The organism is Kribbella sp. NPDC055071 (genome assembly GCF_053608045.1).
Genome location: NZ_JBSGUS010000010.1, coordinates 255337 through 272487 on the forward strand (window position 1 = coordinate 255337; position 17151 = coordinate 272487).

Consider the following 17151-nt stretch of genomic DNA (forward strand, 5'->3'; position numbering starts at 1 on the left):
CGCTAAAAGCGCTCAGAACGACGCAGTATGGGCCCAGCCGCACGGTTGGGTGGGGCTAGCCCCCCTTCGGTGCCGAACGGGGCGATTTCGCGGCTCGGGTGCTGCAGAGTGGAATCACCAACCGTAATCAGAGGGGTGTCCGATGGCCTGGGTCAAGAGTGTGGGTGTGGGGCTCGTTCGGGCCTGCGCTGTCCTGTTCGTCAGCATGGCGGTCCCGGCCGTATGGGCTACCGCCGTACTGATAGCGATCTGGTGGAAGAACCCGTGGACGTGGCTTGCGCCCCTGGTGTGGGCTTGCATCGGCTCGCTGCTGCTGGTCCGGCCGGTCTGCCGGATGGCCCGCTCACTGGTCGCTCGCTGGACGGACGTGGTGATTCCGGCCGACTATCGCGAGCGCGGGACGGTCACGCAGTTGTCCACCGGCTACTGGTGGAACGGATACTCGTACGAGCGCAGTCGGCGGGACGCGGAGAGGGACCTGATCATGCGGGTCCGCTGGAGGGATCCGGCGAACTGGCGGGATCTGCGTTTCGCATTGGTACTCGCGGTCACGGCCGGGCCGGCCGCCGCGATTCCGCTGGCTGGAGTGGCGGTTGCGGTCGTGGGGTTCGCTCGGTCGATGCCTTTGCTGTGGGTCGTCGGCTTGGTGGTGACGGTCGCGAGTTTGCCGTACGCGTGGCGGGTCTTTCCGCCTATCGCCGTGCGGTTCCTGCGGCCTACGCCGTCGATGGCGCTCGCCGACCGCGTCCAGGAGCTGACCGCGCAACGGGCCGACGCGACCATTGCACAGGCTGCGGAGATCCGCCGGATCGAGCGGGATCTGCACGACGGCGCCCAGGCGCGGCTGGTCGTGCTCGGGCTGTCGCTGGCGACGGCGGAGAAGCTGATGGAGACCGATCCAAAGGCGGCCAAGGAGCTGCTTCGGGATGCGCGGCTTGGCGCCGCGACCTCGCTGTCCGAGTTGCGCGAGCTGGTCCGCGGCATCAACCCGCCGGTATTGAACGAGCGTGGGTTGGCGGACGCCGTACGGGCGTTGGCGATGGACAGCCCGCTCGAGACGGCCGTCACCGCCGAGCATGAGCTGCGGCTGGATCCGCCGATCGAGTCCGCGCTGTACTTCGGGATCGCGGAGCTGCTGACCAACGCGGTCAAGCACGCCGAGGCGACACACGCCACCATCGCGATCGCGATGGACGAGACAGCGGTCGTGGTCGACGTCTCGGACGACGGGAAGGGTGGTGCGTCCGCGGATGCGGGTGGCGGGCTCGCCGGTCTTCGCCGGCGGTTGGCGGCGTTCGACGGCAGCCTGGAGCTCAGTAGCCCGGCGGATGGGCCGACGCGTGCGAGGATGACGGTGCCATGCGAATCCTTGTAGCCGAAGACCTCTACCTGCTCCGGGACGGGATGGTCCGCCTGATCGAGGCCTACGGTCACGAGATCGTGGCGACGGCGGCCACCGGACCGGAGACGCTGGCCGCGCTGCTCATGCACCGGCCGGACGTGTCGGTGATCGACGTGCGGATGCCGCCGACGCAGTCCGACGAGGGATTGCGGGCCGCACTTGCCGCGCGCCGCGAGGTGCCTGGGCTGCCGGTGCTCATCCTGTCGCAGCATGTCGAGCAGCTCTATGCACGCGAGCTGTTGACCGACGGCGCGAGCGGGGTCGGCTATCTGCTCAAGGAGAGCGTGTTCGAGGCCGATCAGTTCATCGACGCCCTCGAACGGGTCGCGGCCGGCGGGACCGCCATGGATCCGGCCGTGATCTCCAAACTCCTCTCCAGCGGTTCGTCGAACAAGCGCCTCGACCGTCTGACGGAGCGGGAACGCGATGTCCTCGGGTTGATGGCCGAGGGCTTGTCCAATCAGGCGATCCGGGAGCGGTTGTACCTGAGCGAGAGTGCGATCAGCAAGTACACGACCTCGTTGTTCGGCAAGCTCGGCCTCGCCGATGACGACACGAGCAACCGCCGGGTGCTCGCCGTACTGACCTATCTGGGACTTGCTCAGTCATGAAAGTAGACGTTGTCGACTATCACACCGCCGGAGAACCTTTCCGGATCGTCACGTCGGTGGACGTTCCGGGTACGACGGTGCCGGAGCGGCGGGTGTTTGCCCAGTCGTCGCAGTCGGTCGACGCGGTCCGGCAGTTGCTCGTGCAGGAGCCCCGGGGGCACGCGGACATGTATGGCGGGTTTGTTGTTCCGGGCAACGATGACGGCGCGGACTTCGGCGTACTGTTCTGGCACAAGGACGGCTACTCGACGGCGTGTGGGCACGGGATCATCGCGTTGGGGACGTGGGCGGTGGAGACCGGATTGGTTCCGGCTGCGGCCGATGGTGATACCGAGGTGGTCATCGACGTACCGTCCGGGCGGGTCGTTGCCCGGGTCACCTGTTCCGGTGGTGTCGTGACGGGCGTTGCCTTCCGCAACGTTGCGTCGTACGTCCTGGATCGCGGCGTGGCGGTGTCGACCTCGCGAGGTGAGGTGCTCGCCGACCTCAGCTTCGGTGGCGCCTTCTACGCCTCGGTCCCGGCCGCTTCCGTGGGTCTGTCGGTGACGCCGTCCTGTTACCGCGACCTCGTGGCGGTGGGCCGCGAGATCAAGTGGGCACTCGACTCGCGCGCGGTCCATCCAACCGATCCCCGGCTGAGCGGCCTGTACGGGACAATTCTGTACGACGAGCTCGGTCCGGCGCATCAGCGCAACGTCGCCATCTTCGCCGACGGTGAAGCCGACCGCTCCCCCTGCGGCTCCGGTACGTCGGCTCGCCTCGCCCTCCTGTACGACGAGGGCCGACTGGGAATGGGCGAGGTGCTGCGGCACGACTCCATCGTCGGGACCACGTTCTCCGGCCGGGTGGTCGAAGAAGTTGCCGAGGGCATCATCACCGAGGTCGCCGGTACCGCGTACCGCACCGGCACCGCCACGTTCACCCTTGATCCCCGCGACCCGGTGGGCCTCGGCTTCACCCTCCGCTAGGTATGGCGCAGCTGACGGTTGCCTCGCTGAACACGCGCGGGACCCCGGTGTTCGGCTCCCACCTGAACGCTCGATACGCGGCGATCGGTGCGGCCTTCGAGGCCTCGAGCGCCGATGTCGTCAATCTGCAAGAGGTGCTGACGTACTACCACTTACGCCGGTTGCTCCGCGCGATGCCGTCGTACCGTCACCACAGCTACAGGATGCGCGGCGGTCTACTGACGCTCTCGCGTCGACCACACGTCGAGGTGAGCTATCGCCGGTTTCCCGGAACCGTGAAGGGCATGCTGACCACGTCCTACGGCGACCTCACCATCCTCAACACCCACCTGACCGCGAACCGCGACGGCGACTGGTCCGAGACCAATCGCCATCACGCGATGCACCTTTCGCAGCTGACCGCCTTGGCCGGCCGGATCGCCCAGATCCCCGGTCCGACCATCGTTTCCGGCGATTTCAACGTCGCCCGCGACAGCACGCTCTACAACGACTTCATCACCGCGACCGGTCTGATCGACGCCTTTGGACCAACCTGCCCACCGACGTTCCATCAGTCGTACCTACCGGCCGGCAAGACACCGCACTGCATCGACTTCCTGCTGCTGTCCGATCCGGCACTCGCGGTCGAAACAGCAACCCTGACCTTCACGCTAGGGGATCTGAGTGACCATCTCGGTCTCGAGGTGCGGGTCTCGTATTGAGACCGCCGGGACGGCTGAGGGCTGCGATAAATTGCTGTGCATGATCTTCATTACCGCGAAGTTCCGCGTGAAGCCCGAGTCCGCCGACGACTGGCCGTCCATCACCGCCGACTTCACCACCGCGACCCGCGGTGAGGCCGGCTGCCTGTGGTTCGACTGGTCCCGCTCCCTGGACGACCCGAACGAGTACGTCCTGGTGGAGGCGTTCGCCGACGACGACGGCGCCACGGCGCACGTCACCTCGGACCACTTCAAAGCTGCCCAACAGGACCTGCCCCCGCACTTGGTGGAGACGCCCCGCATCGTCAACTTCAAGCTTCCGCAGGACGACTGGTCCGAGCTCGGCGAACTCGCCGTCAAATAGCTCAAGACCCCACTGACGCCAGCGTAAAGTGACCGAGTCGCTACTGGTTGTTGGAGGAGTCTTGCGCCGGACCGCTGTTGTCCTTGCCGGGTGTGCGATTGCAGCTCTCGGGGTGCCCGGAGCCCAAGCGTTGCCTGAGGAACGGGCATCCATCCAGGTGTGGCTGAAGCCGGACCTGGCTGCCGCCGAGCGGTTCGCTACCGCGGTCTCCACTCCGGGCGACCCGTCGTTCCACCACTACTTGAGTCCGAACGCGTACACGGCCCGCTTCGGACCGTCCGCCGATCAGGCCAAGACGGTGACGGACTGGCTGTCGGGCAGCGGACTGAGCGACGTACAGATCAGTAGCGCCCGCGACTACGTCTCGGCGTCCGGACCGGTGTCGAAGGTGCGGTCCGTTGCCGATGCGGAGCTCAAGCCGGAGATCCTCGGGGTGACCGGGCTAGGAGACCACTACTCCGCGGCAGCCCGTACGACGAAGGCCGCACAGCCCACGTGCTCCGAGTACTGGGCGCAACACGTGCAGACCGTCAAACCGTCGTACCGGGGACTGTCGAAAGCCTCGCTCCCGATCTGTGGGTACTCCGCGCGGCAGTTGCGCGCTGCCTACGGCGCGTCGTGGGCGTTCACCGGCAAGGGGCAGACGGTCGCGTTGACCGAGAGCGAGGCTCCTAACGCGATGCTGCGGACGCTGCGCGAGTACGCGCGGCGGAATCACCTTCCGGCGCCGAAACCCGGGCAGCACAAGGAGATTCAGGTCCCAGGCGGCTCGTGCGCGGAGAGCACGCGGTCCGCGGATCGGTACAACGACGAAGCAGAGATGGATTCCGAGGCGGTCTACGCCATGGCTCCCGACGCCAACCAGCTGATGGTCGTCGGCGGGGGTTGCGACGAGGATCAGGGGTTGCTGAACGCGACTCTCGCCGTACTGGTCGGGGACGGTCACCGGCCGAGTGCCTCGATCGTGTCCAACTCGTGGCAGATCCCGATCGGCGAACTGCCCCCGAAGACCGTGCATGCGATCGCCGTCCGGGCGGCCGCCGAGGGTGTCGGCCTGTACTTCTCGTCCGGCGACACCACCGGCCCGACGCTGACCGCCTCGGATCCGTTCGTCACGGCCGTCGGCGGTACGACGCTTGGACTGGGCAAGCGGGGTAATCGCGTATTCGAGACCGGCTGGTCGAACAACACCGCGACCCTCGACGAGGGCAAGTGGAGTGACCTCGGTATCGGCGCTGCGGCCGGCGGCGGGACGAGTGAGGTGTATCCGCAGCCCGCGTACCAGAAGGGCGTCGTACCGGCGTCGATGTCGCACATCCGGGTCGGCCACCGGACGCTCGTCAACCGGGCGATACCTGACGTCGCTGCCGTCGGCGACATCGACACGGGCATGCTGACGGGCTACACGACCCTGGATGACAACGGCAATCCGAGTGGTTACCAGACCCAGGTCAACGCGGGGACGAGCCTGGCCGCCCCGCTGGTCGCCGGCTTGGTGGCCGGCGCCCAGCAGGGTCGGCGGTCGAGCTTCGGGTTCGCCAATCCGCTCTTCTACCGCCTCCACGGGACTCGGGCGTTCCACGACGTACTCCCGGTCGACGCGGCCACTCCGCCCTTGAACCGTGCCGCTTACACGCCGGCCGACGGGACCGACACTGCGAGCATCGATATGTTCGACGCCCAGGACCACGCCGACACCACACAGGTGACCGCGAAGGGCTACGACACCATGACCGGCGTCGGAACCCCGAACGGCCTCGCGTTCATCCTGGGCTTGCGTCTCCTAGCGAACTAAGGGCTGTCCGAGCGGAAGCGCCTTGCCGCCGGTCGCCTGCGATGCGGAACTGAAGAACAGGTAGACACCCACCGCGGCGAAGATGAACACCACGACCCCGCCGACCTTCAGCGTGCCGGCCGACTGTTGCAGCGTGCCGATCAAGACCAACACCAGGGCAATCTCGATCAGCGCGAAGAGCACGGTGTAGGCAACCGGCAGGCGCAGCGTGCCCAACGTCAGCATCCCGACCACGACGAGCCAGGAGATCACGAACAAGCCCTGTGTGTGCAGGGCATCCCCGGCGGCGATGGCGAACCAGTTGTGCGTCAGCCCGAGCACGAGCATCGCGTAACTCAGCCAGAACCCGGCGAAGATGGCGAAGACCCCAGCCACCGCACTCTGCCCGAGCGCCGCCGCCCAGATCGCCGCAACCAGCAGTCCGAGTCCTGTCGCCGCGACGATCAGCGGAAGCGAGGCGCCGACGCCCGCCGCTGACACGTACCCGACCAGGACCAGCCCGAGCGCGACCGATCCCACGATGAAACTCGGCAGCCCGATCATGGCCGGATCCCCTGTCGCGGCCGGGACCGCGACCTCCGCAGCATGTTGAGCCTCTTGAACACTCTGGGCACCAGCGTCGATGGTTGTCATCGCAAGCTCCTCTCGGCCGATTCCGGCGTCACAACGCTAGGCCCGCAGCCCCACCCCAACTGTCTCGATTTGAGGCACCCAGCCGACCCCTTGCCGAAAGGCTGCCGGATCATTATCTTGACGTTGGACATCCCACGTCCTATGTTCTCCGGTCCGACTCCTCCTTCGACCATGGAGAGACACATGATCCTCCGCCCTCGCAGAACCACGTCCTGCCGCTCGGCCGTCATCGCCGCGGTGGCGGTCGGCGCCCTGGCGGCGACGTTCGCCGGTACGCCGGCCGCCACCGCCCGACCTGCCCCGGCCGAACCACCTGCCGCCCAGGCCGCAGCGCAGACAGGCACGCCGGGGACCACGCCGTTCGTCGACGACACCGTGTTGTTCCAGCAGAAGACCGAGGGGTACTTCTGCTTCCGGATCCCGGCGATCGTGCGCTCCACCAATGGGACGCTGCTCGCCTTCGCCGAGGGACGCGTCGCCGACTGTGGTGACGACGGCGACATCGACCTCGTCCTGAAGCGGTCCACCGACGACGGCAAGACCTGGGGACCGCTCCAGGTCATCTCCCAGGGCAACGGCGAAACGCATGGCAACCCGTCCCCGGTCGTCGACGCGAAGACGGGCCGAATCGCGCTGATCAGCACCCACAACTCGTCCGCCCCGTGCCCGAACGGTTGCGAGCGGACTCCCTACGTCCAGACCAGCGACGACGACGGCGTGACCTGGACCGCGGACCGCGAACTGACCGACGCGAAGCTCCCGGCGTGGAACTTCTGGTACGCGACCGGCCCGATGCACGGCATCCAGCTCGAGCACGGCAAGCACGCCGGTCGGCTGGTCGTCGCCGCGGGCTGGGAGAGCTGGGATCGGGTCGGCCCGCACACCTACGGCACCCACCTGCTCTACAGCGACGACGGCGGTCTGACCTGGCACATCGGCGCGAACACCTCCCGCGACGACGGCAAGGTGATCGCCCAGGAAGTCACCGTGGTCGAGCTCACCGACGGCCGGATCTACGCGCTCGCCCGCGAACGCGGGACCGACGTCGGCAGCCGCGCGAGCGCGATCAGCAGCGACGGCGGCGACAGCTGGGATGCCCCCTTCAAAGCCTTGCCTTCACTCGCGATGCCCGACGTCCAAGGCTCCCTGCTGCGCTTGACCGCGCGGAACGAGGGAGACAAGCGGAACCGCCTGCTGTTCTCGGCGCCTGCCAACCCTGCCTCGCGCGAGGCGATGACGATCCGGTCCTCGTACGACGAGGCGCGGTCGTGGGACAAATGGCAGCAGGGCAAGGTCTTCTGGTGGGGTCCGAGTGCCTACTCCGACATGGTCGAGCTCCCGGATGACCAGGCCGCTCTGTTCTACGAGGCCGGCGTGGCTTCGCCGTACGAGTCGATCCGGTTCGCACGGTTCAACGAGGCCTACCTGGCGACGCCGAACGGGACTCCGCCGGGGATTCCCGGACCGCCGGCCCCCGGGCCGCAGACGCGCGATGTCAGCCCGGCACACAACCCGGCGTACGTGCGAGGCGACGCTGTCGTTGCCCCGGGCAAGTTCGGGAACGGGCTCGCACTGGACGGTGTGGACGATCGCGTCGAGGTGCCGTTCGACAAGTCGATCGATGTCGGCAAGGACGACTTCACCATGATGGCCTGGATCAAGTACGGCTCGTCGACGGCGGCGCAGTCGATCCTGTGGGCCTATCGGCAAGGAACCGGTACGACGTCCCAGATCTGGGTGCGGGCAGAACCTGCCAACAAACGGATCGTCGCTCTGCTCGCCGTCGAGAGATTCAACATCACCGTGCAGTCGACGACGGCGTACAACGACAACGAGTGGCATCAGGTGGCGGTGCAGCGCGTAGGTGGCAAGTTCAAGCTGTTTGTCGACGGGGTCGAGGTCGGCTCCGCGGACGCCCCGGCGGGACCGGCCAGTACCGGCCAGGACTTCGGCATCCAGGGCATCCACGTCGGCCAGCGGGTCGACGGCGCGAACCGCTTCAAGGGCACGATCGACGAGGTCCGCGTCTACCGCCGTGCCCTGTCCAGCACCGAACTCGACCAGATCCGCCTCACCAACAAACCCATCACCAACAAGCTGGGGCTCGACCTCCCCTTCAACTCCATCCGCTGACGCAGGCTTCCCTCCGGTGCCGCCGATCAGAGCAGATCGGCGGCAACCAGGTACTTCCCGATCTGGGCGATTTCGTCTGTGTCCAAGGGGATCTGGGGTGGTGCCATCACACCGTGCTGGATGACTCCGAGCAGTTGCAGTGCCGCCTTGAAGGCGCCGAGGGCGGAGGAGCTCATTCCCATCCGGGCCGGGTCGCCGACCCCGATCAGTTCGAACAGACGCACCAGCCGTTCCTGTTCGGTACGCGCCTCCTCCCACTCACCGGCGACGGCGTGGTCGAAGAGCCTGGCATAGCCACGCGGGTCCACGTTGCCCAGACCCGGTACCATTCCGTCGGCTCCCATCCACAGCGCGTTGTCGGCCGTCAGTTCGGAGCCGGTGAGCACACTGAAGTCGGTGATGTCGCCGCGGTCGCGCGCCCGCAGGATGACGTTGCGCAGACCGCCCTCGTCACCACTGGAATCCTTCAAACCGGCCAGCACGCCATCGGACGCGAGCTGCAGCAGCAAGTCGGCACTGAGCTTGCTGTGCACCGAGACCGGAAGGTCGTAGGCGAACACCGGCAGCCCTGCGGCCGCGGCGACCATCCGGAAATGCTTGTCGATCTCAGCGGGGTGGGTGCGGGTGTAGAAGGGCGCTGTCACCACGATGCCGTCAACGCCGGCCGCGACCGCCGTACGGACGTGGTCGATCACCCGCAAGGTCGCCGTGTCGATGACGCCTGCCAGCACCGGCAACCGGCCTGCCGTATGACCCACCACCGTGTCGAGAACCACCTGGCGGTGGCCGTCCGGCAGGTACGCCACCTCGGACGTGGAGCCGAGGACGAACAGTCCGCTCACGCCGCCGTCGATCAGATGGTCGACCAGCCGGACCAGGGAGGTGGTGTCCACCTGGTGATCCGGGGTCAGCGGCGTACAGACCGGAGGGATGACACCGGTCAGGCGGGCAGGCAAGGTCATGAACGCTCCAATGCTTGGGTGATCAGGTCATCGGTGGATTCCCGCTCGACCACGGGGTGATAGCAGCGGAACCGATGCGCCGGGTCAGCGGCATCGGACTCGAACTCCGGCATCGAGTCGGCGCAGCTGTCGTCGGCCTTCCAGCACCGGGTCCGAAACGGGCAACCGCTCGGCGGCCGGGTGGCCGACGGCACCGGACCGACCAGCGGGATCGGATCGATCGGCGAGATCAGGCCCGGGGTGGCTGAGAACAGCGCGCGCGTGTACGGATGCCGCGCCTGCCGAGCGATGCCGCCGGCCGGTGCTTGCTCGACGATCCGGCCGAGGTACATGGTGATCACCCGATCACTCATCCGTCGTACGGTCTGGATGTCGTGAGAGACGAACACCAGCGCCAGGCCAAGGCGTTCCTTCAAGTCCAGCAGCAGGTTGAGGATCTGCGCCCGGACCGAGACGTCGAGGGCGCTGGTCGGTTCGTCGGCGACCAGGAGCGACGGCTCGAGTGCCAACGCCCGGGCGATCGCGACGCGTTGCCGCTGGCCGCCGGACAACTGGCCGGGCAAGACGTCGGCGACGCTCGGCGGCAGCCCCACCAATGCCATCAGCTCCCGGACGCGTTCATTGCGTTGGGCAACGGTGCCGCGGCGGTGCACGTCGAGCGGATCACGCAGTACGCGATGCACGGCCAGCCGGCGGTTCAGCGCGGTCGACGGGTCCTGGAAGATCATCCCGGTCCCGGTACCGATGGCCTCGCGGCGTTCAGCCGGTTTCATCGACCAGATGTCGCGACCGCGGAACGACGCGGTGCCTTCCGTCGGCTGCTGGACACCGACCAGTACCTTGGCCAGAGTCGATTTGCCACAGCCGGACTCGCCGACCACTCCGACCGTCTCACCGGCGGCGATGGTCAGATCGGCCCCGGTCAGCGCATAGACCCGGTCCTTACCGAAGAGACCACCGGACCGGGCCCGGTGGACGACGTGCACACCGGACAGCTCGAGCAGGTTCGCCGTCATCGCAGCGCCTCCTTCTCCAGCGGCTCCGGCAGGCCGAGGACGACCGCCGGGTGATGGCAGGCCACCAGATGTCGCGCCGGCCGCCCGGCCAGTTCAGGAGCGGTGGTACGGCACAGGTCGGTGACCATCGGGCACCGGTCCGCGAACCGGCAACCGGCCGGGAAGTCGGCCGGTGCGGGAACCACGCCGCGGATCTGGGTCAGCCGGGTCGCGCCGGACTCCAGCGACAGGACCGAACCGAGCAAGCCACGGGCGTAGTGGTGCGCGGGCTCGCCGACCAGATCGGCCGTGACACCGGTCTCGACGATCTGGCCGCCGTACATCACCACCACCCGGTCGGTGACGTCAGCGACCAGCGCCAGGTCGTGCGACACCAGGATCAGGGCGAAGCCGAGTTCGGCGCGCAAGCGCAGCAGCAGCTGGATCACCTGTGCCTGCACGGTGACGTCGAGTGCCGTGGTCGGTTCGTCGGCGACAATCAGTTTGGGTTCGCGAGACAGGGCCATCGCGATCAGGACGCGCTGGCGTTGACCACCGGACAGCTCGTGCGGGTAGCTGGACAGGGTCCGCTCGGGATCCAGCCCGACCAGTTCGAGCAGTTCTGTCGGAGTACGCCGTCCGCCGCGGCGAACCACCTGCTTCAGCTGCGCCTTGATCGTCATCGCCGGGTTCAGTGACGACAGTGCATCCTGGTAGATCATCGCCATGTCGTGGCCGAGCAGCCGTCGCCGTTCGGAGCGCCGCAGACTCAGCAGGTCCTTGCCGTCGAACCGGATCCGGCCGCGGATCCTGGCGCCTCGCGGCTCCAGGCCCATCACGGTGAGCGCGGTCAGCGACTTGCCACAACCGGACTCGCCGACCAGGCCGAGTACCTCGCCAGGCCGTACGTCGAAGCTGATCCCGTCGACGATGTCGACCCCTTCGTGCCGGCCCTCGAAGCCGACCGCCAACTGCTGCACGGACAGCACAGGTTCGCGGTCCGGCAAGGGCCGCGCTCGTTCCCGCAGCCGGGTCGCAGCCAGATCCAGACCGGGGAGTTCGACCAACTCACCGGAGCCGGGTCGTGCAGTCTCCAGCGCGTCCTTGTCCCGCTTCTTGCTCTCCACGCGCCGCCCGGCCGGCGCCGCCCACGCGTCGGAGACGCCCTCGGACAGGATGTTCAGCGACAGCACGGTGATCAGGATCAACAGGCCCGGGAACACCGTCGCCCACCAGCCACCCAGCAACACCATGTTCTTGCCATCGGCAATCACCGAGCCCCAGGACGGCTCCGGCGGCCGGACACCTGCCCCGATGAACGACAGCGACGCCTCGAAGACGATGGCATCGGCAACCATCACCGTGCAGAACACCAGCACCGGAGCGGCACAGTTGATCGCCACGTGCCTGAGCAGGATGTGTGGCGTCCGGGCGCCGATGATCTTCTCCGCGACCACATAGTCCTCGCCGTACTGCGCGAGCACGTTGGCGCGGACCACCCTGGCCACGGGAGGCGTGTAGAGGAAGGCGATCGCGAACACGAGCACCGGGATGGACCCACCGAACACCGCGACCAGTACGGCGGCCAACGCGATCCCGGGGAACGCCATCACGACGTCCAGGACCCGCATCACCGTCTCATCGACTGCTTTGCGGGAGGTCGCCGCGACGGCTCCGATGACAGCACCCGCGATCAGTGCGAGCGCGGTGGCGCCGAGGCCGATCATCAGCGACCAGCGGGCGCCGTACACGAGCCGGGTGAAGATGTCACGGTTCGCGCTGTCCATCCCGAACCAGTGCGCACCCGAGGGTCCACCACCGACGTCCTCCTGCGTCAGGATGTCGTACGGCGTCAGCAGCGGAGCGAACACGGCAGCCAGGATCACCACCGCCAGGACGGCGACGGCGAGCCAGGCCGGCGGTGGCAGCCGCTTGAATTTGATCCCGGGCCGGGAGAGTCGCCGAGCCAGTCCTCCGCGCATCAGGCAGCGCTCCTCAGCCGCGGATTCACCAGCAGGTACAGCACATCGACGACGAGGTTGACCACCACGAAGCCGACCGCGATGGTCAGTACGACGCCCTGCACCACGGCCGGATCACCATCGCGGACGGCGTTGATCATCAGGGTGCCCATCCCCGGCAGGGTGAAGATCTGCTCGATCACGACGGCTCCGCCGAGCAGGTAGCCGATCCTCAGTCCGAGCACGGTGAGCGGATTGATCAGTGCGTTCCGCAGTACGTTGCGGCCGACCACCACCACCGGCGGCAGACCGCTGCCGATGGCGGTCCGAACGTAGTCCTTGTCGAGTTCTTCGACGACCGACGTACGGATGATCCTGGTCAGCTGAGCGGCCACCGGCAGTGACAGTGCGAGCGCCGGCAGAGTCAACGTCCGCAGCCAGGGACCGATCCCGTCGGCCGGGTTCACATAGCCGCTCGGCGGAAACCAGCCGCGGTCGACCGCGAGGTACTGGATCATCAGCAGCGCCAGCCAGAACGAAGGTGCGGCCACTCCGATCAACGAGACCAGCCGGATCGCCTGATCCGGCCAGCGATCCCTGAAGATCGCGGCTGTCACACCGAACAGCACCGCCAGCACTACTGCGATCAGCAGTCCCAGCAGGGTGAGCTGGAACGTCAGCGGCATCGCCGTCGTGACCGACTGCAGCACCGGCGCCTTCGTCAGCACGCTGGTTCCCAGATTCCCGTGCAGCAGGTCGCCGACGAAATGCACGTAGCGCAGCGGCAGCGGATCCAGCAGGCCGTTCTCCTGCCGGAACAGGTGCAACTGTTCCTCGGTCGGGTTGGCACCCTGGAAATAGGCGATCGCGGGATCGTTGTTCGAGAACCGCATCACCAGGAAGACGAACGCGATGATGCCGAGCAGCAACGGAACCAGGAGCAGTAGCCGGCGAACCAGCATTCTGACGATGACGGCCACAGTCGACGACCTCAGGCCCGCTTGGCCTGCAGCAGGTTGATCCCCGGATAGGGCAGCGCCCTGATCCCGCTCAGCTTCTTCGCGTTCCAGGCCGTCATCAACTCGGTGTGGACGACGGGATACAGCACCGCCTGCTCGGCGACCAGGTCGAGATACTCGTGGATGAGCTTGAGCTTGGTGTCCGCGTCGGTGGCCCGGATCGCCTCGTCCATCTTGGTGAAGATCACCTTGGCGTCGGCACTGTTCTGCCAGCGGGTGTACTTCATCCACACCCCACCCTGGGTGTAGTTGTAGCGAAGAATCAGGTCCGCGTCGGCGCCGAACTGGTTCGGGTTCGACGCGGCCGCGACCACCTGGTAGTCGGCGTTCTGGTCCATCTTGGTGAACACCGCGGCGGTGTCCTGCGGCTCCAGTGTGGTCTTCACGCCGATTGCGTTCCAGGACGCGGCGATGGTCGGCAGGCAGTCGACGATCCAGCTCACGTTCACCGCGAGCAGATTGATCGACAGGTTCGTCACGCCCGCCTCGGCGAGCAGCGCCTTCGCCTTCGCCTGGTCGTAGCTGTAGACGGTCCGCGACTTGGCGTAGGCCGGGTTCTGCTCGTTCAGGAACGAGGTGCTCGCCGTGCCGCGGCCCTTGAGCGCGACCTCGATCATCTTCTGCGTGTCGATCGCGGTGAACAGCGCCTGCCGGACCCGGACATCGTCGAACGGCTTGTTCGCGGTGTTGAACATCAGGAACAGGTGGTTCATCCCCTTGCCACCCTCGACCGTGAGGCCCGAGCTCTTCAGCTGCTCGATGTTGGCGTACGGGATGTTGTCGGAGATCTGGGCCTCGGCACTGCCGCCGGAGATCTTCGCGACCCGGGCCGAGGAGTCGACGATGCTCAGCCAGTTCATCTTCTTGAACGCCGCCGGCCGTGGGCCGTTGTAGTCCGCGAAGGCCTCGAAGGTGGTGTTCGACTTCGGCTGGTGCGAGACCTGCTTGTACGGACCGGATCCGACCGCCTTGCCGTTCTTGGCCAGGTCCCAGGCACCGGGCTGGGAGAAGACGTGCTTGGGCATGATCTTGGCGGTCGTCAGCCGTGGCGCGCCGTCGGGGAACGGGAAGTTCAGTACCAGCTCGACAGACTTGTCGTCGATCTTCCTGACCTCCTTCAGCCAACTGGCGAAGAACGCGTAGGTGAGCACCTGCAGCTTCGGATCGAGGATCCGCTGAAAGGTGAAGACGACGTCGTCGGCGGTGACCGGCTCGCCGTCGTGCCACTTGGCCCCGTCTCGCAGGGTGAACTTCCAGGAGGTGGCGTTGAGGTCGGCCGGTACCTCCGTGCCCAGCGCGGCGTACGGCTGCCGGGTGATCGGGTCGGTGTCGAGCAGGCCTTCGTAGATGTGCTGGTTCGCTGCCATCGTGAAGGCGGAGGCACTGAGGGTCGGGTCCCAACTCTGGTTGTTCCCGTAGCCGATCACGGCGGTGACCAGGTCGTTGTCCCCGGCGGCGCCGACCGCTCCGGTCGAGGCCGGGCCGCTGCTGCAGGCCGACAATCCACCAGTGATCGTCGCGGCCGCGCCCAGCGCACCGGAGTACTTCAGGAACGAGCGGCGGTCGAAGCCGGATCCTGCGGTTTGGTTCACGATGCCTCCAGCGGCAGGGGATGTTGGTTACGCCTCGCAGCAGGTAGGTTGGGTTGTCCCACATCCCACGTCCTACGACTGCCGACCTTAGGAGGCTGTCCCCCGTCGGTCAAGACCGGACAAGGCCGCCTACACCAGCTCGTGACCGGTGAGTTCCACCTCGTCACTGGGCGGCGCCGATTCGTGACAGTGCGGCGTCTTCGTGACGCTGCGCGGAGGAAGTGCTGATGGTCGATCTCCCCACTGGCCCGCGGGCCCTGCCCACGCGACCCGCCGGGACCCAGTTGCTGCAGGACCAGATCAAGAATCTGATCCTGCGGCTCGGCCTGTCCTCCGGTGACGCGATGCCGACCGAGGCCGAGCTCGCCGCCCGGCTGAACGTCGGCCGGAACTCGGTCCGCGAGGCGATCAAGGCCTTGCAGGCCGTCGGCATCGTGGAGGTACGCCGCGGGCTCGGCATGTACGTCGGCCGGATGTCGTTCGGCGCACTGGTGGACGAACTGACGTTCCACACCCGGATCACCCTGCGGGACGGGCGGCGCGGGCTCGCCGAGCTGACCGAAGTCCGCGAGGCCCTGGAGTCGGGTCTGGCCCAGCGGATGATCACCCGCGAGCAGCGGCCCGATCTCCGCGAGCTCGGTCAGGTGCTCGCCACGATGGCGGCCGAGGCCGAGGTCGGCGGGATCTCCCCCGGTGTCGACCGGCTCTTCCACGAGGCGTTGTTCCGGCCGCTCGGCAATACGCTGGTCAGCCGGCTGCTTGGCGCGTTCTGGGACACGTACCACCGGATCGAGCCCGAACTGGCCCCGCCGGAGGAACCGCCGATGGTGATCCTGGAGCAGCATCGCGCCATCTACCGGGCGATCGCCGCGGTTGACTCGACCGCGACCGCGAGCGCGATGGCCGCGCACTTCGCCGGTGTCCGCCACCGGCTCGCGGCCACTGCGACGTAGCATGTGGCAGATGCTGGACGGACTGCGTGATCGAGGACTGCTTGATCGGGTAGAGGACAGGAGTGCGTCGTGGCAGTGACTCGGCCGAAACGCAGTGACGAGCTCGCCAACGCGATCGCCGACCTGATCATCGAGCGCCACCTGGAGCCCGGCGCCCCGCTGCCTCCCGAGAACGTACTGATGGCCGACTTCAGCGTCAGCCGCAACTCGGTCCGGGAATCACTGAAGGCCCTGCAGGCGCTCGGGATCGTCGAGATCCGGCACGGCTACGGCACGTTCGTCGGCTCGGCCAGCTCGGCAGCGTTGCATCCGTGGCTGCTGTTCCGTACCCGGTTGTCCGGCAGCAGCACCGAGCGACTGAGCGAGCTGCTCGAGATTCGGGAGATCCTCGAAACCGAGCTCACCCGCCGCGTCGCCGGGACCGACACCGGCGAGCTCCGGCAGAAGCTGTCCGGCTGCGTCGCGCGGATGCGCGTCGAGGGCCCCGACGCGGCCACCGCGGATCGCGAGTTCCACGAGCACATCTGCGACGCAGCCGGGGTCCCGCTGGCCCGCGAGCTGGTCGGCCTGTTCTGGGACGTCTACCGGACCGTCGAGACCGACCTGGAGACTCTCACCACCTCACCCGACGAAATCGCGGCGCGGCATCAACGAGTGATCGACGCAATCGGCTCCGGCGACGCCGACCAGGCCGAGCAATCCGTCCACGCTCATTTCGGCGAAGTCCGCAGCCGCCTCGGCACCGGCCCGTACTGAACCCCGCCCAACGCATCTCGCGCCGGCAACGAGGCCTGCGGGACGCCGCAGAAGACGATTTGGGTACTGACCTGGGAACAACAGCACGACGACAAAGCGAAGGCCTGGACCGTATGGTCCAGGCCTTCTGTGGTAGCGGGGGCAGTGTTGTGGTTCACGACATCCCGGACACGTGTCTCGCGACATGCCGGATTGATGTCTCCAGAGATCCCGGGATGGGGTGCTGCCCGCGCTGAGCGTGCGGTCATGACATCCAACAGATTGCTGATCACCGCGATGGTGGTCCAGAACCGTCCTGTCCGTGAA

General features: G+C 67.2%; 15 protein-coding genes. 9 read left to right on the top strand and 6 right to left on the bottom strand.

Annotated features, from left to right (window positions below):
• The first annotated feature begins 166 nt into the window (after positions 1 to 166).
• From ACWF4Z_RS19045 to ACWF4Z_RS19070, 6 genes are all read left to right on the top strand, one after another.
• Positions 167 to 1375, top strand: a complete 1209-nt coding sequence (locus tag ACWF4Z_RS19045) for a sensor histidine kinase (protein ID WP_452244391.1) — start codon at positions 167 to 169, stop codon at positions 1373 to 1375.
• Positions 1360 to 2013, top strand: a complete 654-nt coding sequence (locus ACWF4Z_RS19050) for a response regulator transcription factor (RefSeq protein ID WP_452244392.1) — start codon at positions 1360 to 1362, stop codon at positions 2011 to 2013. The genes ACWF4Z_RS19045 and ACWF4Z_RS19050 overlap by 16 nt, the downstream gene beginning before the upstream one ends.
• Entirely contained in the window at positions 2010 to 2981 is a 972-nt protein-coding gene (locus tag ACWF4Z_RS19055) for a proline racemase family protein (protein WP_452244393.1), read from the top strand. Before ACWF4Z_RS19050 ends, ACWF4Z_RS19055 begins: the two co-directional genes overlap by 4 nt.
• Before the next feature lie 2 nt (positions 2982 to 2983).
• The gene (locus tag ACWF4Z_RS19060) at positions 2984 to 3682 is read left to right on the top strand and encodes an endonuclease/exonuclease/phosphatase family protein (RefSeq protein ID WP_452244394.1); all 699 of its coding nucleotides are present in this window, start codon (positions 2984 to 2986) and stop codon (positions 3680 to 3682) included.
• Between the two features lie 40 nt (positions 3683 to 3722).
• Positions 3723 to 4046: a putative quinol monooxygenase gene (locus ACWF4Z_RS19065; RefSeq protein ID WP_452244395.1), complete on the top strand. Its 324-nt coding sequence runs from the start codon at positions 3723 to 3725 to the stop codon at positions 4044 to 4046.
• Between the two features lie 130 nt (positions 4047 to 4176).
• The gene (locus ACWF4Z_RS19070; protein ID WP_452244396.1) at positions 4177 to 5841 is read left to right on the top strand and encodes a S53 family peptidase; all 1665 of its coding nucleotides are present in this window, start codon (positions 4177 to 4179) and stop codon (positions 5839 to 5841) included.
• On the opposite strand, the gene ACWF4Z_RS19075 is transcribed toward ACWF4Z_RS19070, so the two are convergent.
• Positions 5830 to 6474 carry a GPR1/FUN34/YaaH family transporter gene (locus ACWF4Z_RS19075; protein ID WP_452244397.1) on the bottom strand — a complete coding sequence of 215 codons (645 nt, stop codon included), beginning with the start codon at positions 6472 to 6474 and terminating at the stop codon, positions 5830 to 5832. The genes ACWF4Z_RS19070 and ACWF4Z_RS19075 overlap by 12 nt on opposite strands.
• A gap of 183 nt (positions 6475 to 6657) precedes the next feature.
• Here ACWF4Z_RS19075 and ACWF4Z_RS19080 point away from each other — a divergent pair, with 183 nt between their 5' ends.
• The gene (locus ACWF4Z_RS19080) at positions 6658 to 8607 is read left to right on the top strand and encodes an exo-alpha-sialidase (protein ID WP_452244398.1); all 1950 of its coding nucleotides are present in this window, start codon (positions 6658 to 6660) and stop codon (positions 8605 to 8607) included.
• A gap of 26 nt (positions 8608 to 8633) precedes the next feature.
• On the opposite strand, the gene ACWF4Z_RS19085 is transcribed toward ACWF4Z_RS19080, so the two are convergent.
• Genes ACWF4Z_RS19085 through ACWF4Z_RS19105 form a run of 5 tightly spaced genes read right to left on the bottom strand, consistent with a single transcriptional unit; the run spans position 8634 to position 15136 of the window.
• Positions 8634 to 9569, bottom strand: coding sequence for a dihydrodipicolinate synthase family protein (locus ACWF4Z_RS19085; protein ID WP_452244399.1), 936 nt, complete (start codon positions 9567 to 9569; stop codon positions 8634 to 8636).
• Positions 9566 to 10585 (bottom strand): oligopeptide/dipeptide ABC transporter ATP-binding protein, encoded by a 1020-nt coding sequence (locus tag ACWF4Z_RS19090; RefSeq protein ID WP_452244400.1) that lies wholly within the window; start codon positions 10583 to 10585, stop codon positions 9566 to 9568. Before ACWF4Z_RS19090 ends, ACWF4Z_RS19085 begins: the two co-directional genes overlap by 4 nt.
• Complete coding sequence (locus tag ACWF4Z_RS19095) at positions 10582 to 12546, bottom strand: dipeptide/oligopeptide/nickel ABC transporter permease/ATP-binding protein (RefSeq protein WP_452244401.1); 1965 nt, start codon at positions 12544 to 12546, stop codon at positions 10582 to 10584. Before ACWF4Z_RS19095 ends, ACWF4Z_RS19090 begins: the two co-directional genes overlap by 4 nt.
• Positions 12546 to 13505 (bottom strand): ABC transporter permease, encoded by a 960-nt coding sequence (locus ACWF4Z_RS19100; RefSeq protein ID WP_452244402.1) that lies wholly within the window; start codon positions 13503 to 13505, stop codon positions 12546 to 12548. The genes ACWF4Z_RS19095 and ACWF4Z_RS19100 overlap by 1 nt, the downstream gene beginning before the upstream one ends.
• 11 nt (positions 13506 to 13516) lie before the next feature.
• Positions 13517 to 15136 (bottom strand): ABC transporter substrate-binding protein, encoded by a 1620-nt coding sequence (locus tag ACWF4Z_RS19105; protein WP_452244403.1) that lies wholly within the window; start codon positions 15134 to 15136, stop codon positions 13517 to 13519.
• Positions 15137 to 15363: 227 nt separating this feature from the next.
• Between ACWF4Z_RS19105 and ACWF4Z_RS19110 the strand changes: the two genes are divergently transcribed.
• Both ACWF4Z_RS19110 and ACWF4Z_RS19115 read left to right on the top strand, forming a co-directional pair.
• Positions 15364 to 16089, top strand: coding sequence for a FadR/GntR family transcriptional regulator (locus ACWF4Z_RS19110; protein WP_452244404.1), 726 nt, complete (start codon positions 15364 to 15366; stop codon positions 16087 to 16089).
• A gap of 69 nt (positions 16090 to 16158) precedes the next feature.
• A complete protein-coding gene (locus tag ACWF4Z_RS19115; RefSeq protein ID WP_452244405.1) occupies positions 16159 to 16845 on the top strand; it encodes a FadR/GntR family transcriptional regulator in 687 nt (228 codons plus the stop codon).
• Positions 16846 to 17151: the final 306 nt, after the last annotated feature.

Bases quoted from the DNA above. Each gene is read 5' to 3' on its own strand.
- ACWF4Z_RS19050 (WP_452244392.1), top strand. From the start codon at position 1,360: ATGCGAATCCTTGTAGCCGAAGACCTCTACCTGCTCCGGGACGGGATG.
- ACWF4Z_RS19055 (WP_452244393.1), top strand. From the start codon at position 2,010: ATGAAAGTAGACGTTGTCGACTATCACACCGCCGGAGAACCTTTCCGG.
- ACWF4Z_RS19060 (WP_452244394.1), top strand. From the start codon at position 2,984: ATGGCGCAGCTGACGGTTGCCTCGCTGAACACGCGCGGGACCCCGGTG.
- ACWF4Z_RS19065 (WP_452244395.1), top strand. From the start codon at position 3,723: ATGATCTTCATTACCGCGAAGTTCCGCGTGAAGCCCGAGTCCGCCGAC.
- ACWF4Z_RS19075 (WP_452244397.1), bottom strand. From the start codon at position 6,474: ATGACAACCATCGACGCTGGTGCCCAGAGTGTTCAAGAGGCTCAACAT.
- ACWF4Z_RS19080 (WP_452244398.1), top strand. From the start codon at position 6,658: ATGATCCTCCGCCCTCGCAGAACCACGTCCTGCCGCTCGGCCGTCATC.
- ACWF4Z_RS19085 (WP_452244399.1), bottom strand. From the start codon at position 9,569: ATGACCTTGCCTGCCCGCCTGACCGGTGTCATCCCTCCGGTCTGTACG.
- ACWF4Z_RS19090 (WP_452244400.1), bottom strand. From the start codon at position 10,585: ATGACGGCGAACCTGCTCGAGCTGTCCGGTGTGCACGTCGTCCACCGG.
- ACWF4Z_RS19095 (WP_452244401.1), bottom strand. From the start codon at position 12,546: ATGCGCGGAGGACTGGCTCGGCGACTCTCCCGGCCCGGGATCAAATTC.
- ACWF4Z_RS19110 (WP_452244404.1), top strand. From the start codon at position 15,364: ATGGTCGATCTCCCCACTGGCCCGCGGGCCCTGCCCACGCGACCCGCC.